The sequence below is a fragment of the Salinispora mooreana genome, assembly GCF_000379065.1.
In the GTDB taxonomy this organism is placed as follows: domain Bacteria; phylum Actinomycetota; class Actinomycetes; order Mycobacteriales; family Micromonosporaceae; genus Micromonospora; species Micromonospora mooreana.
On sequence record NZ_KB900614.1, the window covers coordinates 365739 to 390020 of the forward strand.

Here is a 24282-nt window from a genome sequence, read left to right on the forward strand (position 1 = left end):
GCAAACGGTAACAAGGGGCACGGCACGGCCGACACCACGCAACACGGCACAGTCGACACCACGCGGTAAGGCACGGCGCGTCGCCAGGCCGCCGATGCGTCGCCGGCCGTAGCGACCGACTAGCGTCAGGGCGTGACCTACGCTGCTCCTGTCTCCCCGGTGGACCGTGCCGGGCTTCGGCAACGCGTCAACAAGGCACTGGCCGACTTCCTGGTGACTCGACGTGCCTGGATGACCGACGTTGACGCTTCCCTCGCCCCGTTGGCCGACGCGGTCGAGGCATTCGTTCTCGGCGGCGGCAAGCGGCTACGGCCCGCCTTCGCCTACTGGGGCTACCGGGGCGCTGGTGGGGTCGACACCGAACAGGTGGCGACCGCCCTGGCCGCGTTGGAGTTCGTGCAGGCCAGCGCGTTGATTCACGATGACCTGATCGACCGTTCGGACACCCGGCGGGGGGAGCCGGCGGTGCACCTGCGGTTCGCCGCCCGACACCGGTCGGCGGACTGGGACGGAGACGCGGACGGATTCGGTACCGCGGCGGCCATCCTCCTGGGCGACCTGTGCCTCGTCTGGTCGGATGAGCTGCTGCACTCCGCCGGACTGGACCCGCACACCGTCGCCCGGGCCCGGCCGGTGTTCGACCAGATGCGGACCGAGGTCACCGTGGGCCAGTATCTCGACGTGCTGACCCAGGCCACCGGGGACACGTCGGTCGAGCGGGCCGGCAAGGTCGCCCGCTACAAGTCGGCGAAGTACACCGTCGAACGCCCGCTGCTGCTCGGCGCCGCACTGGCCGACGCCACCCCCGAGGTTCACGCGGCGTACTCGGCGTACGGGCTGCCGCTGGGTGAGGCCTTCCAGCTACGCGACGATGTGCTGGGGATCTTTGGTGACCCAGCACAGACCGGCAAACCAGCCGGCGACGACCTCCGCGAGGGAAAGCGGACATTCCTGGTGGCGGCGGCGTTGGAGATGGTCGACGCCACCGGTCGGGAGGTACTGCTCGATGGCCTCGGCGACTCCGACCTCGACGACGCGGGGGTGACCCGGCTGCGGGAACTGATCGGCGCCAGCGGCGCGCTCGGCCGCGCCGAGCAGCGGATCCAGGAGCTCACCGACACCGCGCTCGCCGCACTGTCCACGGTTGACCTCGACACCGAGGCGCACCAGGCCCTGGCCGACCTCGCCATCGCCGCCACCCGCCGCCCTGCCTGACCCCCACCCCATCCAGCCAGACGACCGGACCGGGCGGGGGACCGCCGCGGTCAGAAGCCGAGGGCTTGGGCGCGGCGTTTGACCTCCCGGGCCTGATCGCCGGCCAGCGCCACGGCGGCGGTGCCGCCGGGCAGGGTGTCGTCGGGCTGATAGAGCCAGCGCAGGATCTCTTCATCGTCGTAGCCGGCGTCGGTGAGGAGATTCAGCACCCCGGGTAGATGCTTGAGCGCCCCTCGGGTCGCCACCAGGTCCGCCGGCACCCGACGGGCACCGTCTCGGCGGACCGCGATCAGCTCCCGGTCCCGGATCATCTGGTGGACCTTGCTGATCGTCAGGTCAAGGCGCTCGGCGACAGCCGGCAGGGTCAGCCAGGCAGCCGGTTCGGCGGCAGGGCTCACGGCGGGCTCGCCAGCGGGAACGGAGTCGGTCACCCAACCACCCTGCCACGCCGCCCCGACATCGAGCGAGGGCCCCCACGGCACTGGATCAGTGCCGTCGCGCCCCGACCGGAACTGCGAAAACGGCCGTCCGGTTGGGTCACCGGATTCAAAACGTCACTGCCGGCCTGTAGCATCGGTGCCCAACCACCTACCCCTGGACACATAGACTCCCTGCCGATGGACACACAGGTCGCCGACACGTTGCTGGGCTCACTGATCGATGGGCGCTACCGCATTCGCGGTCGGGTCGCCCGGGGTGGCATGGCGACTGTATACACCGCAACCGACGAACGCCTCGATCGCACCGTCGCAGTTAAGATCATCCACCCTGCGCCGAGCCCGGAGGCCCAGGGGCAACCAGCGGGCTTCGTGGAACGTTTCGCCGACGAGGCGAAGACCATCGCCCGACTGACCCACCCCAACGTCGTCGCGGTCTACGACCAGGGCATCTACGCCGACCGGCCATACCTGGTCATGGAGTACGTACGCGGTCGCACGCTGCGCGACGTGCTCGCCGAACGGCACCGGCTCAACCCCGACGAGGCGCTCGCGATCACCGAACAGATGCTCGCCGCGATCGCCGCCGCGCACCGGGCCGGGCTCGTCCACCGGGACGTCAAGCCAGAGAACGTGCTGGTCGCCGAGGCACCGACCGGAGGTGCGGCCAACCTGGTCGACAGCGTGGTCAAGGTCGCCGATTTCGGATTGGCCCAGGCGGTGGAGGCGAGCGCCGACGACGCACAGGCCGACCAGTTGATGGCCACGATCGCCTATGTCGCACCGGAGCTGGTGACCGACGGGCACGCCGACCCGCGCACTGACGTGTATTCGGCGGGCATCGTGCTGTTCGAGATGCTCACCGGCCGCGTGCCGTACGAGGGCCATCGCCCGGTCGACGTGGCCTGGCAGCATGTGCGACAGGATGTGCCGGCACCGTCGACCCTGGTGCCAGGACTCCCGAAGATCCTCGACGACCTGGTCATCCGCGCTACCCGGCGCGATCCCGCTGCCCGCCCAGCCGACGCCGGTGCGCTGCTCGCCCAGGTGCAGGTGGCTCGGGAGGGGTTGGGCAACCCGAATACCCACACCACGGTGCTGCCTCGGGTGACCGAGAAGCCCCCGGTGAGCGAGCCGACCATGGTGGTCGCGGCCGTACAGCCGGCGCAGCGCCCCGCCTGGGCCCGGTTGCCCGAGGAGGCCCCACGGGGCGGCCGACGGCGGGCGGCCGACAACGAGAGTGTCAAGTCGCTGCCCGGTCGGCTCATGGGTGAGCAGCGCGGCCGGCTTGCGGTGGCTGCCGTCGTCGTGATGCTGGGGCTGATCGCCGCGGTGGGCGGCTGGTGGGTCGGGGTCGGCCGCTACACGCAGGCCCCAGAGTTGGTGAGCCTGGACCAGGCCACCGCGGAAGCGCAGGCGAAGCGGGCCGGTCTGGTCCCCCAATACACCGACCCGCGCCACGACGACCAGATACCGAAGGACGCCGTCCTGTCCCAGGATCCGGCCTCCGCGTCCCGCATCGCGAAGGGCGGCACGATCACCCTCACCCTCTCGCTGGGCCCCGAACAGTTCGCGGTGCCGGATGTCGTCGGCAAAGAGTTCGAGTTGGCCACGACCGACCTGACCGAGGCAGGCCTGAAGGTGGTCAAGGGTTCCACCCGCTACCACAACAGCCTGCCGGAGGGCATGGTCGTCGCCACCGACCCGAAGGCGGGCACCGAGGTCAGGCCCGGGCACGAGGTCACGGTAACTCTCAGCAAAGGCCGGGCACCGATCTCGGTGCCGAACCTGGTCGGCAAGCCCCTGGACGAGGCCCGTTCGATCCTGAACCAGCTCGGGCTGGTACTCGTTGAGCCACCGACGGTGAAGGAATCCGACAAGCCCAAGAACGAGGTCATCGGGCAGAGTCCAGCCGACGGCGACGGCGTGGAGAAGGGGACGAAGGTCAGCCTGGAGGTGAGCCAGGGCCCACCACTGGTTGTCGTCCCCCGGGTGGTCGGCATGCCGTGCCAGCAGGCCAAGCAGGTGTTGGAGGGGCAGTCCTTCCCGGTCGCGGTGCAGTTCAACCAGAACGGCACCGTCCGGTTCCAGAGGCCCGGTGAGAACTCCCAGGTGCCGCCGGGTACCCAGATCACCCTCGGCTGCCTGTGATGGCGACGACGCGACCGGTCGGTGCACACACACCGACCAGCGGCGGGCTGGCGAAAGCCGCCCTGCCCTATCTGGATGCGACGGGCGCCGAGGTTGCCCAGGTCTACGTCTCCAATTCGCGAGGCTGGGCCCTGCCGCCCGGCAACCCGGCGCAGGACGCACTGTTTCGCGACGGCTGCGCCGAGCGCGGCGTCCCGGCATTCATCCACGCGTCCCTACTGGTCAACCTCGGCTCGCCCACGGCGGCGACGGTGGAGAGATCAGGGCTGACGCTGGCGCATGCGCTACGCCGAGGGGCGGCGATCGGCGCCCAGGGGGTGGTGTTCCACGTCGGCAGCGCGGTTGACGCCGGATACACCGACACGGCGATGCGCCAGGTCCGGGAAGTACTCCTTCCACTGCTGGACACCGCCGGTGACGCGGACGGGCCAATGCTGCTGGTCGAACCGAGCGCCGGCGGCGGACGCTCGCTCGCCGCCCGGGTAGAACAGCTCGGCCCCTACCTGGACGCGGTTGACCGACACCCGTGGCTCGGTGTCTGCTTCGACACCTGCCATGCCTGGGCTGCCGGGCACGACCTTGCCGTCGAAGGTGGCATGACCGCCACGCTCGACACGCTGGTGAACACCGTGGGGGCGGACCGGCTTCGGCTGGTGCACGCCAACGACTCGAAGGACCTCTGCGGCTCCACCCGGGACCGACACGAGAACATCGGCAAGGGCGCCATCGGGGAGCCCGCCTTCGCCGAGCTGATGCGCCACCCGGCGACCTCTGGGATACCGATGGTGGTGGAGACCCCAACCGAGAAGCACGTAGGCCACGCCAGCGACGTGGCCGTTCTCAAGCGACTACGTACCTGACCGGTCCGCTGTGCGGATCAGGTACGCAGGGCACGGGTGAGGACGTCGATCGCGCGGTTGATCGCCGCATCGTCCACACCGAGATGGGTGACCAGGCGGGCGGTACGCGGACCGAGCACACTGACCAGCACCCCTTCCGCACGGGCCGCGGCCGCGAAGGTGTGGGCGTCCATCGGTGTCTTGGTGAGATCCAACGGGACCAGGTTGGTGCGCACCTCGGCCGCCAAGACGCCGAACGGCGCAACCGCATCGGCGAGCCGGGCCGCCTTCGCGTGATCCTCGGCGAGCCGCTGCACCTGGTTTGCCAGGGCGTACCGACCGGCAGCGGCGAGGATCCCGACCTGCCGCATACCGCCGCCCATCCGCTTCCGGATGAACCGAGCTCGTTCGATCTTGTCGGCACTGCCTACCACCAGTGAGCCGGCCGGCGCACCGAGCCCCTTGGAGAGGCAGACCGACAGGGTGTCGAAGAGCATGCCGTAAGTGGCCAGCGGCACCCCGTCGGCGACGTGCGCGTGCCAGATTCGAGCACCGTCGCAGTGCACCGCGACCTGAGCGTCATCGGCAACCCGCCGTAGCTCACGCAGAGCCGCCAGCGGGATCACCCCACCTCCGCCCCGGTTGTGCGTCTGCTCCACGGCCACAGCCCGGGTGGGCACCGCGAAGTAGCCGTCGGGCCGAATCATGCTGGCGACCACGTCGGGGTCGACCGCCGCGCCGACCGCCGGCCAGGTCCGCGACGAAATGCCGCCGTACGTGGCAGCCGCACCGAGCTCATACGTCACCACATGCGCGTCCGCGTCGCAGAGCAGTTCGCCGCCGGGCGGCACCACCAACTGCAGCGCAATCTGGTTGGCCATCGTCCCAGTCGGGCAGAACAGCGCCGCCTCGTGGCCGAAGAGCGCCGCAACCTCAGTTTCGAGAGCGTTGGCCGTAGGGTCCTCGCCGTACACGTCGTCGCCCACCTCGGCGACGGCCATCGCCTCCCGCATCCCCGCGGTCGGGCGGGTGACGGTATCCGAGCGCAGATCGATCATGATGTCCTCACTCCTCGCGTCAGCCACAATCGTCCCATTCCGGCCGCCGACTGCGGGGCTCGCAAGCTCACTCCTCGCGTCAGCCACGGAGCATCTCGGCTACCAGGAACGCCAATTCCAGCGACTGTTGGGTGTTCAGCCGCGGGTCGCAGGCAGTCTCGTACCGGTCGGGCAGATCGACATCGCCGATGCCCTGGGCACCACCGAGACACTCGGTGACATCCTCACCAGTCAGCTCGACGTGCAGTCCGCCGGGGTGGGTTTCCAGGCCACGGTGCACCTCGAAGTAGCCCAGCACCTCGTCCACGATCCGGTCGAAGTGCCGGGTCTTGTAGCCGTTGGACGACTCGTGGGTGTTGCCGTGCATCGGGTCGCACTGCCACACCACCTTGGCGCCGGCGGCGGTGACCTTGGCGACGAGCGGCGGCAGGACATCACGGACCTGGTGGTTGCCCATCCGGCTGATCAGCGTCAGCCGTCCCGGAACATTGTTCGGGTTGAGCTTCTCGCACAGCTCGATGACATCGTCCGGCTTCGTCGTCGGGCCGAGCTTCACTCCAATCGGGTTCGCAATCCGGGAAATGAAGTCGACATGCGCCCCGTCGAGCTGCCGGGTACGCTCGCCCACCCAGAGCAGGTGCCCGGAGAGCCCGTACGCTCGGCTGTCGGAGACACGGGTCAACGCCCGGTCATACTCCAAGGCCAGCGCCTCGTGGGAGCAGTAGAGGGTGACGGTCCGCAACGCCTCGTCCTCGGTCATCCCGCAGGCCCGGATGAAGGCCAGCGCCCGGTCAATCTCCCGGGCAATCGCCTCGTACCGCTCGCCGGCCGGCGAGTTCCGCACGAAGCCCTTGTTCCAGTCGTGCACCGCGTGCAGGTCCGCCAGCCCGCCAGCGAGGTAGGCACGGAGCATGTTCATCGCGGCGGCGGAGTTCGCGTACGCCCGGATCATGCGTTGCGGGTCGGCAACCCGCGCCTCCGGTGTCGCGTCCAAGGAGTTGATCATGTCGCCCCGGTAGGCCGGTAGGCCACGCGCGTCGGTCGGCAGCGACCGGGGTTTGGTGTACTGACCGGCCGCCCGGGCGACCTTGACCACCGGCAACGAGGCACCGTAGGTGAGCACGATCGCCATCTGCAGCAAGGTACGGGCGTTGGCGAGCAGGTGGCTCTCGGTGTTGTCGGCGAAGGTCTCCGCACAGTCCCCACCCTGGAGCAGGAACGCCTTCCCCTCGCAGACCAGTGCGAGTTGGCGCCGCAACTGGTCGACCTCGTACGGAGCGACGACCGATGGGACGTTCTCCAACACCTTGCAGACCTCGGCGACCTGGGCACTGTCCGGCCAGGGCGGGGTCTGGGCGCGCGGCAGGTCCCGCCAACGGTCCAGGCCGAGGGCAGCGTCCTCGGCGGAGTCGATGGTGGGCCGGCTCGTCTGCAACACCGGACTACCGACAGCGGGATGGCTCAGCTGATGCCACTCATGGCGCATGCCAGAGAGCCTACGGCGACGGAGCTGGCACCACACCCGCGAGGGGGGCCGTTCCGGCAGGTGAGAGACCCGCCACGATGTCGAGCTGGGTCGGGCGCAGGGCGCCGGCCGCGGAACAGCCGAATCACTGGGTTTCGGTCGGCTCGGGAGTCGTGGTCGGGGCGGGCGCCGTACTGCCGGGTGTCTCACTCGCGATGCACCAGTCAGCCCCGTCCCGGGTGACCGTGAACAACAGGGGGCGGACCAACTCCTCCGCATCGGTGGTCACCGACAACGCTGCACTGACCTCCTCGCCCCGCGGACCGGGCTCGACCTCGGTGATCTGTGCCTGCGACACCTCAAAATGGTCAGCGAAGTCGCCGCTCGGCCCGGTGGCGACCGCGTCGAACGCCGGATGCATCACGGCGCAGAACTGGCTACGCCCGGCAGCCACGTCCTTCGCCGCTACCGCATCAAGGTACGCCTGCACCCGCTCCCGCGCCTTGGTCGCGCTCTCGACCGCGGGCGCCTGGTCCGCGGACTCCGCCGGCTCGTCCGCGCTGCAACCGAGGAGGGTCACCAGCAGACCTCCGCCAAGCACGCCGAGCCCCAGCCTCTGGTACGCCGTACGCATGCCACCTCCGAACGCCATGACTCTGACCGTCGACGGGCGAGTCTGTCACATCAGTCGATGCGCTGGTCCAACCGACACGGGCGGGGAAGCAGCGATCCGTGGCTCCTCTCCCGCCCGTGTCGAGCGCGTGTCAGCCCCGGGTGCTAGCCGAGACCACTCTCGATGGCGCTGATCAGCTCCCCGTCGGTCGTGTCGCCGGAGAGCTCCCAGAAGAACGCGCCACCGAGGCCCTCGTTCCTCGCGTAGGTCATCTTGCCGCCGATGGTGGCCGGGGTGTCGTAGCTCCACCAGTTGTTGCCACAGGTGGCGTACGCCGTGCCGCCGACCGTCCCGGTCACCGGACAGGCAGTCTTCAGGACCTTGTAGTCATCGAAGCCCGGCTCGTAGGTGCCGGGAGCCGGTCCGGTGGCGGTACCACCCGGTGCGGCCTGGGTGACGCCGGTCCAACCTCGACCGTAGAAGCCGATGCCGAGCAGCAGCTTGTCGGCCGAAACCCCCTTACCCTTCAGTTTCTGGATCGCCGCATCGGACCAGAAGCCCTGTTGCGGAATGCCGGAGTACGAGTAGAGCGGCGAGTGCGGGGCGGTCGGACCCTGCGGGCTGAAGGCGCCGAAATAGTCGTAGGTCATCGCCATGATCCAGTCAAGGTTGGGCGCCGCGCCAGCATAGTCGGCAGCGTCGATCCGGCCACCGTTGCTGGCGTCGCCGGTGATCGCGGCGGTGACCAGAGCCGACGGACCGAACCGGGAACGCAGCGCGTCCACCACGTTCTTGAACGCAGCCGGCCCACTGGAGTCACAGGTCAGACCACAGGCGTTCGGGTACTCCCAGTCGATGTCGATGCCGTCGAAGACGTCCGCCCAGCGCGGATCCTCCACCAGGTGGTAACAGCTTTCGGCGAACGCGGCCGGGTCCTGCGCCGCCTGGGTGAACCCACCGGACCAGGTCCAACCGCCGAACGACCAGATCACCTTGAGATGCGGGTACATCGCCTTGAGCTTGCGCAGTTGGTGGAAACTGCCCCGCAATGGCTGGTCCCAGGTGTCGGCGACGCCATCCACGCTGTCTGCCGCGGTGTACGCCTTTTCGTAGTCGGCGTAGCTGTCGCCGATCGCGCAGCGCCCACCGGCGGTGTTGCCAAAGGCGTACATAATGTGGGTCAACTTCGCCGCCGAGCCACTGGTGTGGATGTTCTTCACGTGATAATTGCGGGCGTAGACGCCCCACTGCGCGAAGTAGCCAACGATCTTGTGATCACCACTGGGCGGTGCGGTGGTCGTCGGGGGCGGCGTGGTTGTCGGGGGCGGCGTGGTCGGCGGCGCAGTCGTCGGAGGAGACGTGGTCGGGGGTGATGTGGTCGGCGGCGCGGACCCGCCGGCGCAGGGAGCACCGTTGATGGTGCAGTTCATTGGCGCCTGATAAGGGCCGGTCCCGGTGTACCCCCAACGGAAGCTGGCGCCCGGGGCGAGCGGCCCGGCCCAACTCTTCTTGACCGCTACGTAGTGGTTGCCGGTGCGGGTGACGTCGGCGTCCCAGAAGACGCCGATGCCGGTCCCGGCGGGAAGGTCGAACTCGATCCGCCAGGTGCTCAGCGACTCATTCGAGCCATTGGTGACCGCCACCTTTGCCTCATGGCCACTCCCCCAGTCCTGCACCTTGTCGAACGCGGCGGTGACGCTACCGGCCCCGTACGCCGAGGTCATCGGGACAGCCGTGACTGCCAGCACGACTACGACACCGGCCCAGAGAGCACGGCGAAGTGATCTCTTCATGTCACACTCCTCAAATAGTTAGGAAACTTTTTTAATGATTACGAGACGTTACTCAGAGACCGCAAATTCGTCAAGAAGTTCACACACATCGCAACGGAAAGCTCCGGACAATACCGAAGAACCCGTCACGCACCTGTTGATCGCAATTCCGACGCCACCGCAGAACACGTATGAAATAAATAAAGATATATGACTGAAAAACACTTTTACTCCAGAAACACCCGACCCCGAAGCAGACACCCGGAGGCACATGCCGTAGGCCGCCCGATGCTCACCGCCCGACCGAACGCTGGACCCGACAACCTTCATCGGCTACGGCCACGTTGGACGCACGGAACGACGATCAGCTCGAATGACCAGCAGTCGCGCAGCTCAGCAGCGCCTGCGGAGTGACCCGAAGACACCCGACACCGCCCGCTCGTGCGCGCACCCGCCACCGGCCGATTCCCCACGGTGACGGCCAGCAGGGACTCACCTTCCCGCCGCACCCACCGGGAGTCCTTTCGCAGGTACGCTGCAGTTTGGTTCGCAGTAGAGCGACTGGTAAAGTCCAGTTTTACTGGGTGGCTATTCACGGCGGTCGCGATGATCACGGTGGTCGCGGTGTGTCACGTGGTCACGTGACACACCGAAAGGCCGAAAACACATTTTCCGGGCCCATGCACGGCAGCTCGACCCAGCGGAACACTTTCGGACCAGCCCACCGATCCGGCGACACGGGCCGACAAGGACGGCGCATGCTGCATCACCCGGCCACACCACCCCCGCCTCGACGGCCCACGATGGTGGATGTCGCGCGACATGCCGGTGTGAGTCTCAAGACCGTCTCCCGCGTCGTCAACAACGAACCAGCCGTCGGCCCCGAACTTGCCGGACGAGTAATGACTGCAATCTCCGAGTTGGGCTTCCGGCCCAACGGGATTGCCCGAAATCTCCGATCCCGGCAGCTCAGCGCGACGATCGGCCTACTCATTGAAGAAATCGCCAACCCGTTCTATGCGACGGTCGCGGGTGTCGCGGCGGAGATCGCGGCGGCGCACCAGACACTGCTGATCACCGCCTCTTCGGAGGAGGATCCGGACCGCGAACGCACGCTGTTGCTGGAGCTGGTCCAGCGCCGGGTGGACGGCCTGCTCGTGGTTCCGGCCGGAACAGATCACTCCTTTCTTCGGCGAGAGGTGGAATTAGGCCTTCCGGCGGTGTTTCTCGACCGGCCGCCAGGGCAGCTCCTCGCCGATGTGGTCCTGCTGGACAATCAAGGCGGAAGTCGCGCCGGAATCCGCTCACTACTCGACGCGGGGCACCGCCGGATCGGCATAATGTTGGGTTCCTTGAACGTTTACACAATGCGTGAGCGACTGGCCGGCGTACAAGCCGAGTTGTCGGGTTCCGGAATCCCGTACGACGAGGCGTTGGTGCGGAGTGGAATAGAGGGCCCCGAGCAGGCCAGCCGGGCGGTGGCAGACATGTTCGGCCTCGCCGATCAGCCCACCGCCTTCTTCTGCGCCAACAACCGCCTCACCCTCGGCGCGCTCCAGGAGTTGCATGGCCGAGGCAGCAGTGCGGCGTTGGTCGGTTTCGACGATTTTGAACTGTCCCATCTGATGCCCCGACCGTTGACCGTCATCGCCTACGACCAACGTGAACTGGCGCGGATCGCGACGGAACAACTGTTCGAACGCATCGGTGGGGACCGGTCGTGGCCGTCAACCTCGGTCCTGCCGACGCAGCTGGTTCAACGGGGCCTGAACTGAGGCGGACACACCGCCGATCACCGCCCGGGACCCCACTGATCACCATCCGGCGGCCCGGCCGACGCCTCCGCCGGCCGGACCCAGATCGCTCTACGTTGGCCCCGGGCGGAACGCCGCGACGGCATCGGCGAGCGTAGGTGGATCGGCACCCCGCCGGCCGCAGGTGAGCGCGGCGACGGTGCTGGCCTGGTGCAGCCCCTGGCGCCACTGGCTCGGGGTAACGGCAGCGAGACGGGCACCCGGCTGGTCACCGAGCGCGCCGAAGTCCGCGAGGGCGGCGAGCAGGCCGCCGGTGAACGCATCGCCCGCACCGACGGTATCGACCACCTCACCCCGCCGGGCTGACTGTCGGTACATCGCCCCGTCCGGTGCCAGCAGACAACTGCCGTCAGCACCGCGCGTCACCACCGCGCAGGCCACCCCGGCTGCCCGCCACTCGGCCATGACCTGCTCGACAGTGCGGTCTGGGTAGAGCCAGTCAAGGTCCTCCTCGCTCGCCTTGACAATGTGCGCAGAGCGTATCTGTCGCTCGACCCGGCGCTGCTCCCCAACACGGTCGGGGACGATGGAGGGGCGCAGGTTGAGGTCGATCGACAGGGTGAGCGCCCCTCGGCCTCGCTCCCGGACGAAGAGATCCTCCACGACCGCCGCGCCCGGCGCCAGGGCAAGTGCCAGTGAGCCGGAGTGCAGGGCGATGAGCCAGGTGCCCGAGAGGTTCGGTAGCTCGGCCGTGGTCCACTGCCAGTCAGCGGTCCCATCCAGGTAGCACTGATAGGTGGCCTGGCCGGAGCCGTCGAGTGTGGCGACCACCAGCGAGGTTGCCTCGACCGCAGAAACCGCCCAGGTCAGATCGACTCCGTTGGCGTGCAGGTGGCCACGGATCCGCTGGCCGAAGCCGTCGTTGCCGAGCCGGGCGAGCAGCCGGACGGGATGCTGGAGCCGGGCCAGGGTGAGCGCGACGTTGGCGGGTGAACCCCCGGGCACGGCGCGGTAGCCACCGGCCGTGTCCTCGGCGACCAGGTCGACCAGCGCCTCGCCAACAACTGCGATCATCGGCTCACCTCCACCTGATCCGTCCCCACGGGAGCGTACAGACCAGCAAGGCTCGGCCTGATCGGCGACTGGGACAGCAGCACGGCCTGGTATGCGTGGTAGACGTCGGGGTGGCCGCGCCAGACCCGGTTCGCCGGCTGGTTCCTCTCGTCCAGCTCGTGGTACCACCGTCCCGTCTTCCCATCAATCAGGTGGCGGCCAGCGTAGTCCCAGAAGACCTGGTACCAGTGCTCGTAGGAGCGGTCGCCGGTACGTCGCCACAGCGTTGCCGCCGCCCCGATCGCCTCAGCCAGCACCCAGTGCATCCGGGATCGAACCACCGGCTGGTCCGACCAGTCGAGGGTGTAGACAAAACCATCCGCCCCGTCAACCGACCAGCCACGGGTGACCGCCGCGGTAAACAACGCACGCGCGTCATCGAGGAGCCAACGGGGTGGTGCTACGAGCGCCGTCTCGAGGTGCAGCAGCAGTCGCGCCCACTCCAACCAGTGGCCGACCGTGGACCCGTACGGCCGGAAAGGGTCCGCGGGCTGGTCGAGGTTGTAGTCCAGCTGCGGCTCCCAATCGGCGGTGAAGTGCTCGGGCAGCCGCCAGTCGTGTCGGGCAGCCACGTCGTGCACCAGGTGCTCGCAGATCGCCAGCGCGCGTTGCGCCCAGCGGCGGTCCCCGGTGACCTCGCCGACGGCCAGGAACGCCTCCACCATGTGCATGCTGCTGTTCGCACCACGGTAGGGCTCCAGCTCGGAGAAGTCCCGGCTCCACGACTCCCGGGTCCGACCGGCGGTCTCGTCCCAGAACCGCTCGCCCACCACCGCGATCGCCTCGTCAAGGAGCTGGTCGGCACCGGGCCGGCCGGCGCGGGTCGCGCTGCTCGCGGCCAGTAGGACAAAGGCGTGCTCGTACGCGGACTTCCGGTCGGTGACCGGTTCCCCATCCCACTCCACGGCGCTGAACCAGCCGCCGTACCGCGCGTCCCGCAGGGTCTCGCGCAGCGTGGCGACACCGTGGTCAACCGCGTCGGCGGTGTCGGGAACCTGGTCCAGGTGGGCGAGGGCGAAGACGTGGGTCATCCGACAGGCGATCCAGGTGTGCAGTGGCTCGCGCGGGTCGGGTTCGCCACGTTCGCCCAACCACCAGAACCCTCCCTCGGGTCGCACCGAGGTGTGGGCGGCGCGCAGCAACGCGCCGCGCTGGTTGGCGAGGAGACGCTGATGGGCGGTGTCCGGGATCTGGCCGGTTGGCGTCGACTGCCGGCTGGAGAGACTTTCGGTCATGTCAGCTCTTCACCGATCCCGCCATGAGTCCACCGATGAACCAGCGACCCAGGAATACGTAGACAACCAGAGTGGGCAGCGAGGTGATCAACGCCCCGGCCATTGAGGCCGCGTAGTCGGGGGATTGAGCTCCCGCGAGTGCGTTGAGCGCAATCGTGATCGGCCCATTACGGGTGTTGGACAGGAAGATCGCAAACAGGTAGTCGTTCCACGCGGAGGTGAACTGCCAGATCACGGCAACCACGAAGCCCGGGATCGACACCGGCAGGATGATCGACCGGAAGGTCCGGAGGAGGCCCGCACCATCGACCCACGCGGCTTCGACCATCTCCACCGGCACCGTCGTGGCGTAGTAGTTGCGGAAGATGAGCGTGCAGATCGGGATGCCGTAGACGCAGTGGACGAAAATCAGTGTAGGAATACCCGGCGCAATACCGAGGGTGCTGACCACATCCCGCAGCGGAATCATCACCGCCTGGTAGGGGATGAACATCCCGAACAGGATCAGGGTGAACACGATGTCCGCGCCGGGAAACCGCCACCTAGACAGGACAAAACCATTCGCCGCACCGAGCAGCGAGGAGATCAACGCGACCGGAATAGCAAGCTGGAAGGTCCGGACGAACGACGGGCCCAGGGCCGCCCACGCCTTGGCCCACGACTCGGTGCTCCACTGCTCGGGCAGACTCCACTGTCCGTTCACACCAATATCGGAGCCTGATTTGAAGCTGGTCACGACGAGAACGTACGCCGGCATCAGAACGATGAGCAGGAATATCAGCAGCAGGCCGTACCGGAGGGTGCGCCCGACTACGCCGGCGGCGGGACCGCGACGCTTTCGGGGCGGCGCCGCGACGGCCGGTGGGGACGTCCGCCGAGTGATCGTGGTGGTCACGAACGTCGCTCCGTTCTCATCGTCTGCACCAGGTAGGGCACGATGACCACCGCGACCAACAGCAACAAGATCACCGAGATCGCCGATGCCTTGGCGTAGTCACTGGTCAACAGGGTCTGCCAGACGTAGACAGCCGGCACCTCGGTCAGCCACTGGGCGCCGGAGACAGACATGATCAGGTCGAACATCTTCATGGACATGTGTCCAACGATGATCAGCGCGGAGAGTGCCACCGGAGTCAGCTGCGGAAAGAGGACCCGCCGGTATAGCTGGAAGGTGCTGGCCCCGTCGACCGCGGCCGCCTCGCGCAGCTCCGCCGGAATGCCGCGGAACCCCGCCAGGAACAGCGCCATGACATAGCCGGAGAGCTGCCAGATCGCCGGGACCGCCATGGCGGCCATGCCCCATTCCGGGTCGGTCCACCAAGGGTTTTGCAGGAACCCGAGATTCAGCTTCCCGAAAATCGCGTTCAGGCCACCAGCATCGTCACCCTGCCCGGAGTTCATCAGCCATCGCCAGACCACACCGGAGGCGACGAACGAGAGCGCCATGGGGAACAGGTAGACGGTCCGGAACAGCCCCTCCGCCCGCACCCCGCGCTCCAGGAGGAACGCCCAGAGCAGGCCCAGCAGCATCGTCCCGAGCAGGAAAACGACGGTAAAGATCAGCAGGTTCCGCAGTGAGTGCAGGAATCGGCCATTGACGTCATTGGTAAATAAGTCGACATAATTACCTAGGCCGACGAATCCGTCCGACTCGGCGGCGGTGTGCCGATCCGACATCGAGACCTTTATCGTCCAACCGATGAGACCGTAGACGAACACTCCAAGCAGGAGCAACGAGGGGGAGATCAGCAGAAGGCCGGGTCCCCATCGCCGGACGCGAGTAAGCATGGCAGATTCCTGGTGGGTTCGGACGGACGATGTGTCAACCGGACCGATAACCGCACGACCGGACAAGAGTGCCAGCCGTGCGGTTACCGAACCTGCGAGCCGTTCTAGTTCTTGCCGACCGCCGCGGCGGCGGACATAGCCTCTTGCAACCCCGCCAGGTCCTGGTCGCTGGAGAACTTACCGATCGCGGAGTTCGCCGCCTCGACGGCACCCTGCGAGCAGGCGGCACCGTGGGCGCAGGACGGGACCTGCGTGCCGGTCTTCCACGCCTGGATGGCCGACTGCTGGTAGGCGGGGTAGTCGGCCTCGACGGCGTCGGTACGGGCGGGGATGGAGCCCTTCTTGAGGTTGAACGCCTGCTGCCCCTCGGCGCTACCGACCGTCTTCAGCCAGCACTTGGTGCCCTCGGGGTTATCGGCCCCCTGCGGCAACACGAAGGAGTCGGCGAGCCACTGGAAGGTGTCCCCGTTACCCGGGAACGCACTGTAGCCGAAGTCGGTGAAACCCTTGGCTTCGAAGTCGCTCGGCGCCCAGTCCCCCATCAGGAAGAAGCCGGCCTTGCCGTCCATGAGGAGCTTGCCGGCGTCGGTCCAGTCGTAGGTGTCCCGGTCCGCGTTGGTGTAGCTGAGCAACCGCTTGTAGTTCTCCAGGCCCTGGGTGACCTCGGGGCTGTTCCAATCGGTCGCACCGGTCCAGAGGCCGGTGAAGCCCTCGGGGCCGAGGTCACTGATCAGCACCGCCTCCAGCAGCATCAGCTGGGACCAGTCCTTGCCGATCGCGAGCGGCGCACTGATGCCCGCGGCCTTCAGTGTGTCGAGCGCGGCGAGGAGGTCGGCCAGCGTCGCCGGCTCGGCCGTGACACCCGCATCGGCCAGGACCGACTTGTTCGTCCAGAGCACGTTCGACCGGTGGATGTTCGCCGGCACCGAGTAGACCTTGCCGTCCACGCTGAGGTTGTCGATCAGGCCCGGCGGCAGTGCCTCGGTGAGGCCCCACTCCTCGTACAGAGCGCTGAGATCCTCGATCTGGCCGGCCGCGATGTATTGCGACAGCGCGGCGCCGGCGTGGGCCTGGAAGGTGTCCGGCGCATCGCCCTGTTGGAGCCGGGAGGCCAGTACCTGCTTGGCGTTCGAACCGGCGCCGCCGGCCACCGCCCCGTTCACGAAGGAGTAGTCGCATTGCTCGTCGAAGGCAGCGACCAGACCGTCAAGGCCAGCCTTCTCGCCCCCGTCGGCCCACCAGGTGAAGACCTCCACCTCCTGGTCGGCCCCGCTGTCGGCACCACCGCAAGCGGCGGGCGACAGCAACGCGAGCGCCCCAACCGCGGCGACGGCCGCCCTACGCATCCTGCCCATGGTTCCTCCCGCTAGGGATGACATCGTTGTCTAAGGGTCACAACACTTTCGCTGCGGCCAGCTTTCGTCAACGTCGGCCCAGCCACGAATAAGTAACGATGACATCACGAGCCAGCCCACCAAAAGCTACTTAACCCACCTATTGGTGGCTGACTTTGGCCGGGCGAACACGAATTGCGCTAGGCGACACTCTCGGAGCACTCGCCACCTATTGACAACGTTGTCTACGGCCGACACGCTTTCTCCGACCATCGAGCGTGACCCCCCTCACGCTGGACGACCCCCTGGAGGATTCACGTGGGCAGACACCGGAGGGCGATCGCCATCGCGCTCGCCGTTGGCCTGGCGATACCGGGCACCCAACTGCCGGCGGCGGCGGCACCATCGCCCGACACCGACTTCTTCTCCTCGTTCGATTCCGACGATTCGCAGCCGACCTGGACCAACACCGCAGAAACCGACGCGGCTGGAAAGTCCAAAATGTTCGGCGTAACCGGAAGACCAGATTCCGACGGGATCCCCGGCAACATCAATGACACGATCGTCGATGTAACCGCAAACGGCGACAACCCGCCCAACGAAACTGTCCGACGGGTCATCGACGGTGACGCGTCCACCAAGTGGCTGGTCTTCGAGCCCACCGGCTGGATACAGGCCCGGCTCGAGACGCCAGCAGCCGTGGTGCACTACGCGCTCACCTCCGCCAACGACGCACCAGAGCGGGACCCGCAGGACTGGGAGCTACAGGGGTCGACCGACGGCGACACCTGGGTCACCCTCGACACCCAGACCGGGCAGGACTTCCCCGAACGGTTCCAGACCAGGGAGTACCGGTTCAGCAACGACACCGAGTACTCGCACTATCGCCTGGACATCACGGCCAACCACGGCACGGACATCGTCCAACTGGCGGATCTCCAGCTATCCAACGGCGACACCACCCCCAAGCCGCCGACACCGATGTACAGCGTCGTCGACAACGGGCCCGCGGGAAGCCCCACCGCGAAGGCCAACGCCGGCTGGAGCGGCGACCACGCGCTGCGCTACTCAGGGGGACAGACCGTTGACGGACGCGGCTACGCCTACAACAAGATCTTCGACGTTGCCATCGATGTCACCGCGACCAGCGAACTGTCGTACCTGATCTTCCCCGAGCTGACCCAGGGCGATCTCGACTATCCGAGCACCTACGCCGCGGTCGACCTGGCCTTCGACGACGGCACCTACCTCAGCGACCTGAACGCGGTCGACCAATACGGGTTCGGTCTGCACCCATTGAGGCAGGGGACCACCAAGTCGCTCTACGCCGACCAGTGGAACATCAAACGATCGTCTCTCGGTGACGTGGCCGCGGGGAAGCGGATCGATCGCATTCTGATCGGGTACGACAGCGGCACCGGCCCTGGCACCTTCCGGGGCTGGGTGGACGACATCCGAGTGACCGGAAGTCCCGAGCGCCCCACCTACGACCGGCTCTCCGACTACGCGTTGACCACCCGCGGTACGAACTCCACTGGAGACTTCTCCCGGGGGAACACCTTCCCGGCAACCGCGGTGCCGCACGGCTTCAACTTCTGGACGCCGATGACCGACGCCGGCTCGAACAGCTGGGTCTACCAGTACCAACGGGACAACAACACCGACAACCGGCCGACGATCCAGGCGTTCACCGCCAGCCACGAGCCCAGCCCGTGGATCGGTGACCGGCAGACCTTCCAGGTCATGCCATCGGGGGCCAGCGACGAGCCGAACGCCAACAGAACCGCGCGGGCGCTGGCCTTCCACCATGCCAACGAGACGGCCAAGCCCCACTACTATGGCGTGACCTTCGACAACGGACTCAAAGCGGAGATCGCTCCCACCGACCACGCCGCCATGTTCCGGTTCACCTTCACCGGGGACCGCGGCAACCTGATCTTCGACAACCTCAACAACCAGGGCGGTCTGACCCTGAACCCGGACGGCACCGTGACCGGCTACTCCGACACCCGGCTGGGCAGCGGGGCCACCCGAATGTTTGTCTACGGCACGGTGGACCGCCCCGTCGTCGCCCACGGTGGGTTGACCGGTGGCGGTGGCAACGACGTGACCGGCTACCTGGCCTTCGACACCTCAACGTCGAAGGTCGTAACACTGCGAATCGCGACCTCGCTGATCTCCCTCGACCAGGCTCGGAAGAACCTGTCACTGGAGATCGCTGAGAGCGACACCTTCGACACCATCCGCGACCGCGCCCAGGACCTCTGGGATGACAAGCTCAAGGTCATCGAGGTCGAGGGGGCTGGCGACGAACAGCTCGTAACCCTGTACTCCAACCTCTACCGGCTCTTCCTCTACCCAAACTCCGCGCACGAGAACGTCGGAACCGCGGACGCTCCGGTGTGGAGGCATGCGGTGCAGTCATCCACCTCCGGCACCCTTCCACCGGGGACGACACCAACCGAGACCGGCGCGGACGTGGTGGCCGGAAAGGTGTACGTCAACAACGGCTTCTGGGACACCTACCGCACCACCTGGCCGGCGTACGCGTTGTTCAGCCCCACCACCGCCGGTGAACTCGTTGACGGCTTCGTCCAGCAGTACCGGGACGGTGGTTGGGTGTCGCGGTGGTCTGCCCCCGGCTACCGGAACCTGATGACCGGCACCAGCTCGGATGTTTCGTTCGCCGATGCGTACGTCAAGGGGGTGCGCAACTTCGACGTACGGGCCGCGTACGACGCGGCGGTACGCAACGCCACCGTCGTGCCGCCCGGGAACGCCAACAACAGCAGCGTCGGCCGGAAGGGCCTACCGGAATCGATCTTCCAGGGGTACACCTCGACCGCGGTCTCCGAAGGCGTCTCCTGGGCGCTGGAGGGCTACATCAACGACTTCGGCATCGCGAACATGGCCGCCGAGCTGGCCGAGGACCCGGAGACCCCGGAGGCCGACCGGTCCCGTTACCGGGAGGAGGCGGAGTACTTCCGCAGCCGGGCGCTGAACTACGTGCACACGTTCGACCCGGCGATCGAGTTCTTCCAGGGACGCGGCGCGTCCGGGCAGTGGAAGTCGACGCCGGAGACGTACGAACCGCACGTGTGGGGGCACGAGCACGACTACACCGAGACCAACGGGTGGAACTTCGCGTTCCACGTCCCACACGACGGCGAAGGCCTCGCCAACCTGTACGGAGGGCGGGAGGCGCTGGCCGAGAAGCTGGACGAGTTCTTTGCCACGCCGGAGACGGGGACCTTCCCCGGCTCGTACGGCCGGATCATCCACGAGATGCGGGAGGCGCGGGACGTCCGGATGGGCATGTGGGGCTTCAGCAACCAGGTGTCGCACCACATTCCCTGGATGTACAACTACGCTGGCCAGCCAGCCAAGACGCAGAAGATCGTACGAGAGGTGCTCTCCCGGCTGTACATCGGCAGTGAGATCGGCCAGGGGTACGCCGGCGACGAGGACAACGGAGAGACCTCGGCGTGGTACCTGTTCAGCGCGCTGGGCTTCTACCCGCTCCAGGTGGGTAGCGAGAACTACGTGATCGGCTCACCGCTGTTCACGAAGGCCACCGTGCACCTGGACAACGGAAAGAAGATCGTCGTCAACGCGCCGAACAACAGCGCCGACAACGTCTACGTGCAGGGCCTCAAGGTCAACGGGAAGCCGTACCACCAGACCTCGATCTCACACGAGGTGCTGGTCGACGGCGCGGTGCTGGACTTCAGCATGGGCTCGCAACCGTCCGCCTGGGGCAGCGGCGAGGCGGATCTCCCCCCGTCCCTCACTCCCTCCGGTGCGACTCCCCGACCGATGTCCGACATCGCGGTGACCGGTGGTCCGGCGGCGCTGGCCGACAACACCTCCACCACCTCGGCTCCGGTGGCGGCGCCAGTGCAGTGGGCAGTAGCGGGTACCCCGGAGCGGGTCCTGCACTACACCCTCACGTCGGGGCCGGACACCGGGACCGACCCGGTGGGCTGGCACCTGCAGGGCTCCTACGACGGGGACGACTGGACCACCATCGACAGTCGCGCCGACGAGGAGTTCACCTGGCGACTGCAGACCCGGTCCTTCGCCGTAGAACGGCCCGGGCGGTACCTGCACTACCGGCTCACGCCCGAGGGCGGCGATGCCGTCCCCGTCCTCGCCGAGGTCGAGTTGCTCGCCACGACCTCCCCCACGTGTACGAAGACGGTGAGCGGCACCGTCAAGGGGCCGCTGAAGGTCGACTCCGGGGTGACGTGCCTGTCCGAGGCAACTGTCAACGGGCCGGTGACGGTGCGATCCGATGCCGCGCTCTACGCGGTTGACTCGACCATCTCCGGCCCGGTCGCCGCCAACGGCGCCGAGGCGGTGGTGCTCCGGGAGGTCCAGCTCGGTGGGCCACTGGCGGTGTCCCACGTCGCCGGCGAGGTGAGCATCGAACGCACCACGATCGCCGGACCGGCGGTCCTGACGCAGAACCAGGCGCCGGTGATCGCAGCGGGGTCGGTCGGCGGACCACTGTCGTGCTCCCGCAACACCGTCGCGCCCACCGACAACGGTGTGCCGAACTCGGTGCGGGGACCGGCCTCCGGGCAGTGTGAGGACCTGTAACGATTCCGGGGCCGTCCACTGGCACAGTGGCCGGCCCCACTGCCGGCCTCGAGGGTGCCCCTCGGGGCCGCTGCCGTCCAGCGGCGGTCAGCCCGCGGCCGGCCTGCTCCCGGCACGCGTCCCACCGATGTCCGTAGCCGCTCAGTCGGCTTGGGCGGCCAGTTCCCCGGCCCGGTCCCGGGCCGCCTCCAAGGCGGCCAGCAGCGCCGCCCGCACCCCGTGCTTCTCCAACTCGCGGACGGCGGAGATGGTGGTGCCGGCGGGCGAGGTCACCGCCTCCCGCAGCTTGACCGGGTGCTCGCCGGAGTCACGCAGCATAACCGCCGAACCGATCGCGGTCTGCACGATCAACTCGTGGGCGACCTGCCGGGGCAGGCCAAGCAGGATGCCCGCATCGACCATCGCCTCCACCAGCAGATAGAAGTACGCCGGCCCGGAACCCGACAATGCGGTCACCGCGTCCTGCTGCGACTCGGGGACCCGCAGGGTCCCGCCGAGCGGGGTGAACATCTCCTCGGCCAGGGCCAGGTGCGCGCCGGTGGCGTGCTCCCCGGCGGAGATCGCCGACATCGCCTCGTCAACCAGAGCCGGAGTGTTGGTCATCACCCGCACCACCGGGGTGCCCGCGGCCAACCGCCGGCTGAAGAAGCTGGTGGGTAGGCCGGCGCAGAGCGAGATGACCAGCTTCTCGGCCGGAATCTTCGGGCCGATCTCGTCCAGCAACGCCGCCACGTCCTGCGGCTTGACCGCGATCGCGAGCACCTCGGCCTCGGCCACCGCGGTGTGGTTGTCGACCACCCGTACGCCGTAGCGGAGGGCCAGCTCCTCGGCCCGCGCCTGCCGCCGGGTGGTGGCCAACAGCCGCTCCGCCGGCCAGCCCGAGCGCAGCAGGCCCGAGAGCACCAGCTCGCCGATCTTGCCAGCCCCAATGACCGCGACCGGGTGTTGCGCCGTATCCGTCATCGACGTGCCTCTTCCAGCGTAGGCCGGTGCGCGGCGGGCCGGGGGCCCACCGCGCACCGGTGGAGCGATCAGCTACCGAAGAAGACCTCGGCCTCGGCGTACCGCTCCAGCGGTACGGTCTTCAGCTCGCGGGTGGCCTCGGCCAGCGGCACGCGGATGATGTCCGTGCTCTGCATCGCCACCATCTTGCCCCAGTCGCCCTCGTGCACCGCGTCGATCGCCTGGAGACCGAGCCGGGTGGCGAGCACCCGGTCGAAGGCGGTCGGGGTACCTCCGCGCTGGATGTGACCGAGCACGACGGTACGAGCTTCCTTGCCGGTCTTGGCCTCGAGCTGCTCGGCAAGCCACTGGCCGACGCCGCCGAGGCGGACGTGGCCGAAGGCGTCCAGCTCCTGGTTGTGCAGGACCATCTGCCCCTCGAGCGGGTGGGCGCCCTCGGCGACCACGACAATCGGGGCGTACTGGTGCTGGAAACGCTTCTCGACGTAGCCGGCAACCTGGTTCACGTCGAACTGCCGCTCCGGCAGCAGGATCACGTTGGCGCCACCGGCGAGACCGGCATGCAGGGCGATCCAGCCAGCGTGCCGACCCATCACCTCGACCACCAGGGTGCGATGGTGGCTCTCGGCGGTGGTGTGCAGCCGGTCGATGGCCTCCATCGCGATGTTGACCGCGGTGTCGAAGCCGAAGGTGTAGTCGGTGGCGCCGAGGTCGTTGTCGATCGTCTTCGGCACGCCGATGACGTTGACGCCGAGTTCGTGCAGCTTGGTGGCGACACCGAGGGTGTCCTCGCCGCCGATCGCGATCAGCGCGTCAACGCCCTGCGTGGCGAGGTTCTCCTTGATCCGCTCAACACCGTTCTCAATCTTGAACGGGTTGGTCCGGGAGGAGCCCAGGATCGTACCGCCACGCGGCAGGATACCCCGTACCTCCGCGATCCCCAGCGGGCGAGACAGCCCCTCGAGCGGGCCCTTCCAGCCATCCCGGAAGCCCACGAACTCGTGACCGTAGTTGGCCACGCCCTTCCGAACAACCGCCCGGATGACCGCGTTGAGACCGGGGCAGTCGCCGCCGCCGGTGAGCACGCCGATACGCATGATCTGCTCATCCTCCTGGGAACATTGGGTAAAGCCCGGTTAAGCCCCAGGATATGTGTCGAAACAGACAATCGGCGCCGTTGCCGGCCCGGGGCGGGCCGTCATTGCGAACTGTAGTCCCGTCCGGTATGCGCTGACACCGCACCCCGGCTACCAAGCGGTAGCCAGCCCCCGGAGCGGTATCTGGTCACCGTCGACCCGGTCCCGTCCGGCCCGATCCCGTAATGGCCTGCCACCGAGCCAGGTTGTGCCGCGCGTCCACCAGCGCATCATGTCGAGCCGCGTCCGCGTCCGGCAGCGGCGGCCGACCCCGGTCATCCCAGAGCTGACGCAGGTCCTTGGTGAAGCGCGGGACCTGGCGGGGCAGCGCCGTCATCGCCCCCCACAGCTGCGCCAGCGACACGTGGTCGTACGCCGCGTACCACGCCCACAGTTCCAGCTGCTCGCCGGGGCGGCCCCGGACCGGCTCCAACAGAAAATCCTCAAGCTCGTCCCGGATCCGCGCGCGGGACCGCCAGGCCCGATCCGCCGGCGACGGCAGCTGACTCAGCACATTACGCCGCACCCAGGGCACCGCCCGGGAGTCGTCGAACTCGGTGGAGACGGCGTAGAAGTCACGGCCGTACTCATCGACGACGCCGATCGACACCAGGTCGATGGTGCGACCGTCCTCGATGAACTCACAGTCATAGAAGTAGCGATAAACCATCACCGCCATCCTGACGTACGCCGCCACAACCGAACCGGGGTGGGTGCCGCCGGCTGGAGCGCTCCGCATCCTCGCAGGTCAGAACTGGTATCGGATAGGTCTCGAAGGTCACGCAAACGAATTGAGGGGTGTACAGC

The 24282-nt window shown here is 67.7% G+C and carries 18 protein-coding genes; 5 read left to right on the forward strand and 13 right to left on the reverse strand.

Translation table 11 applies throughout. The features are described 5' to 3' along the window. Positions 1-132 precede the first annotated feature (132 nt). On the forward strand, positions 133-1215 hold the full coding sequence (locus SALPAC6_RS0101680) for a polyprenyl synthetase family protein (protein ID WP_026189234.1): 1083 nt from the start codon (positions 133-135) through the stop codon (positions 1213-1215). A gap of 50 nt (positions 1216-1265) precedes the next feature. Here the strand turns inward: SALPAC6_RS0101680 and SALPAC6_RS0101685 are convergent, their stop codons facing one another. Further along, positions 1266-1646 (reverse strand): Rv2175c family DNA-binding protein, encoded by a 381-nt coding sequence (locus SALPAC6_RS0101685; protein ID WP_018251716.1) that lies wholly within the window; start codon positions 1644-1646, stop codon positions 1266-1268. A gap of 186 nt (positions 1647-1832) precedes the next feature. On the opposite strand from SALPAC6_RS0101685, the gene pknB reads away from it, so the two are divergent. Both pknB and SALPAC6_RS0101695 read left to right on the forward strand, forming a co-directional pair. Further along, complete coding sequence (gene pknB, locus SALPAC6_RS0101690) at positions 1833-3803, forward strand: Stk1 family PASTA domain-containing Ser/Thr kinase (RefSeq protein WP_018251717.1); 1971 nt, start codon at positions 1833-1835, stop codon at positions 3801-3803. Further along, positions 3800-4663 carry a deoxyribonuclease IV gene (locus tag SALPAC6_RS0101695; protein WP_026189235.1) on the forward strand — a complete coding sequence of 288 codons (864 nt, stop codon included), beginning with the start codon at positions 3800-3802 and terminating at the stop codon, positions 4661-4663. Before pknB ends, SALPAC6_RS0101695 begins: the two co-directional genes overlap by 4 nt. Before the next feature lie 17 nt (positions 4664-4680). Here SALPAC6_RS0101695 and SALPAC6_RS0101700 read toward each other — a convergent pair whose 3' ends face one another. From SALPAC6_RS0101700 to SALPAC6_RS0101715, 4 genes are all read right to left on the reverse strand, one after another. Next, positions 4681-5700 (reverse strand): threonine aldolase family protein, encoded by a 1020-nt coding sequence (locus SALPAC6_RS0101700; protein ID WP_018251719.1) that lies wholly within the window; start codon positions 5698-5700, stop codon positions 4681-4683. A 79-nt stretch (positions 5701-5779) separates the two neighbouring features. Then, complete coding sequence (locus tag SALPAC6_RS0101705) at positions 5780-7186, reverse strand: class II 3-deoxy-7-phosphoheptulonate synthase (protein WP_026189236.1); 1407 nt, start codon at positions 7184-7186, stop codon at positions 5780-5782. Positions 7187-7310: 124 nt separating this feature from the next. Further along, the gene (locus tag SALPAC6_RS0101710) at positions 7311-7799 is read right to left on the reverse strand and encodes a hypothetical protein (protein WP_018251721.1); all 489 of its coding nucleotides are present in this window, start codon (positions 7797-7799) and stop codon (positions 7311-7313) included. Between the two features lie 143 nt (positions 7800-7942). Further along, on the reverse strand, positions 7943-9571 hold the full coding sequence (locus SALPAC6_RS0101715) for a glycosyl hydrolase family 18 protein (RefSeq protein ID WP_026189237.1): 1629 nt from the start codon (positions 9569-9571) through the stop codon (positions 7943-7945). A gap of 737 nt (positions 9572-10308) precedes the next feature. Here SALPAC6_RS0101715 and SALPAC6_RS0101720 point away from each other — a divergent pair. Continuing rightward, positions 10309-11325, forward strand: coding sequence for a LacI family DNA-binding transcriptional regulator (locus SALPAC6_RS0101720; protein WP_026189238.1), 1017 nt, complete (start codon positions 10309-10311; stop codon positions 11323-11325). A gap of 90 nt (positions 11326-11415) precedes the next feature. Here the strand turns inward: SALPAC6_RS0101720 and SALPAC6_RS0101725 are convergent, their stop codons facing one another. From SALPAC6_RS0101725 to SALPAC6_RS0101745, 5 genes are all read right to left on the reverse strand, one after another. Then, positions 11416-12378, reverse strand: a complete 963-nt coding sequence (locus SALPAC6_RS0101725) for a carbohydrate kinase family protein (protein WP_018251724.1) — start codon at positions 12376-12378, stop codon at positions 11416-11418. Further along, positions 12375-13652 carry an AGE family epimerase/isomerase gene (locus SALPAC6_RS0101730; RefSeq protein ID WP_018251725.1) on the reverse strand — a complete coding sequence of 426 codons (1278 nt, stop codon included), beginning with the start codon at positions 13650-13652 and terminating at the stop codon, positions 12375-12377. Before SALPAC6_RS0101730 ends, SALPAC6_RS0101725 begins: the two co-directional genes overlap by 4 nt. 1 nt (position 13653) lies before the next feature. Next, the gene (locus tag SALPAC6_RS0101735) at positions 13654-14547 is read right to left on the reverse strand and encodes a carbohydrate ABC transporter permease (protein ID WP_018251726.1); all 894 of its coding nucleotides are present in this window, start codon (positions 14545-14547) and stop codon (positions 13654-13656) included. Further along, positions 14544-15440: a carbohydrate ABC transporter permease gene (locus SALPAC6_RS0101740; RefSeq protein WP_020493530.1), complete on the reverse strand. Its 897-nt coding sequence runs from the start codon at positions 15438-15440 to the stop codon at positions 14544-14546. The genes SALPAC6_RS0101735 and SALPAC6_RS0101740 overlap by 4 nt, the downstream gene beginning before the upstream one ends. A 104-nt stretch (positions 15441-15544) precedes the next feature. Beyond that, complete coding sequence (locus SALPAC6_RS0101745) at positions 15545-16786, reverse strand: ABC transporter substrate-binding protein (protein ID WP_018251728.1); 1242 nt, start codon at positions 16784-16786, stop codon at positions 15545-15547. Positions 16787-17092: 306 nt separating this feature from the next. Here SALPAC6_RS0101745 and SALPAC6_RS0101750 point away from each other — a divergent pair, with 306 nt between their 5' ends. Beyond that, positions 17093-21376 carry a GH92 family glycosyl hydrolase gene (locus SALPAC6_RS0101750; RefSeq protein ID WP_018251729.1) on the forward strand — a complete coding sequence of 1428 codons (4284 nt, stop codon included), beginning with the start codon at positions 17093-17095 and terminating at the stop codon, positions 21374-21376. A 141-nt stretch (positions 21377-21517) separates the two neighbouring features. Here SALPAC6_RS0101750 and proC read toward each other — a convergent pair whose 3' ends face one another. The 3 genes from proC to SALPAC6_RS0101765 form a co-directional block, all read right to left on the reverse strand. Continuing rightward, positions 21518-22339 carry a pyrroline-5-carboxylate reductase gene (gene proC, locus SALPAC6_RS0101755; RefSeq protein ID WP_018251730.1) on the reverse strand — a complete coding sequence of 274 codons (822 nt, stop codon included), beginning with the start codon at positions 22337-22339 and terminating at the stop codon, positions 21518-21520. Positions 22340-22407: 68 nt separating this feature from the next. Then, positions 22408-23436 (reverse strand): 6-phosphofructokinase, encoded by a 1029-nt coding sequence (locus SALPAC6_RS0101760; protein ID WP_018251731.1) that lies wholly within the window; start codon positions 23434-23436, stop codon positions 22408-22410. Positions 23437-23623: 187 nt separating this feature from the next. Then, complete coding sequence (locus SALPAC6_RS0101765) at positions 23624-24145, reverse strand: polyadenylate-specific 3'-exoribonuclease AS (RefSeq protein ID WP_026189239.1); 522 nt, start codon at positions 24143-24145, stop codon at positions 23624-23626. Positions 24146-24282 lie beyond the last annotated feature (137 nt).

Excerpts from the sequence above, each read along its gene's own strand:
- pknB (WP_018251717.1), top strand. The coding sequence starts at position 1,833 with ATGGACACACAGGTCGCCGACACGTTGCTGGGCTCACTGATCGATGGG.
- SALPAC6_RS0101700 (WP_018251719.1), bottom strand. The coding sequence starts at position 5,700 with ATGATCGATCTGCGCTCGGATACCGTCACCCGCCCGACCGCGGGGATG.
- SALPAC6_RS0101705 (WP_026189236.1), bottom strand. The coding sequence starts at position 7,186 with ATGCGCCATGAGTGGCATCAGCTGAGCCATCCCGCTGTCGGTAGTCCG.
- SALPAC6_RS0101710 (WP_018251721.1), bottom strand. The coding sequence starts at position 7,799 with ATGCGTACGGCGTACCAGAGGCTGGGGCTCGGCGTGCTTGGCGGAGGT.
- SALPAC6_RS0101715 (WP_026189237.1), bottom strand. The coding sequence starts at position 9,571 with ATGAAGAGATCACTTCGCCGTGCTCTCTGGGCCGGTGTCGTAGTCGTG.
- SALPAC6_RS0101720 (WP_026189238.1), top strand. The coding sequence starts at position 10,309 with ATGCTGCATCACCCGGCCACACCACCCCCGCCTCGACGGCCCACGATG.
- SALPAC6_RS0101725 (WP_018251724.1), bottom strand. The coding sequence starts at position 12,378 with ATGATCGCAGTTGTTGGCGAGGCGCTGGTCGACCTGGTCGCCGAGGAC.
- SALPAC6_RS0101730 (WP_018251725.1), bottom strand. The coding sequence starts at position 13,652 with ATGACCGAAAGTCTCTCCAGCCGGCAGTCGACGCCAACCGGCCAGATC.
- SALPAC6_RS0101740 (WP_020493530.1), bottom strand. The coding sequence starts at position 15,440 with ATGCTTACTCGCGTCCGGCGATGGGGACCCGGCCTTCTGCTGATCTCC.
- SALPAC6_RS0101745 (WP_018251728.1), bottom strand. The coding sequence starts at position 16,786 with ATGCGTAGGGCGGCCGTCGCCGCGGTTGGGGCGCTCGCGTTGCTGTCG.
- proC (WP_018251730.1), bottom strand. The coding sequence starts at position 22,339 with ATGACGGATACGGCGCAACACCCGGTCGCGGTCATTGGGGCTGGCAAG.
- SALPAC6_RS0101760 (WP_018251731.1), bottom strand. The coding sequence starts at position 23,436 with ATGCGTATCGGCGTGCTCACCGGCGGCGGCGACTGCCCCGGTCTCAAC.
- SALPAC6_RS0101765 (WP_026189239.1), bottom strand. The coding sequence starts at position 24,145 with ATGGTTTATCGCTACTTCTATGACTGTGAGTTCATCGAGGACGGTCGC.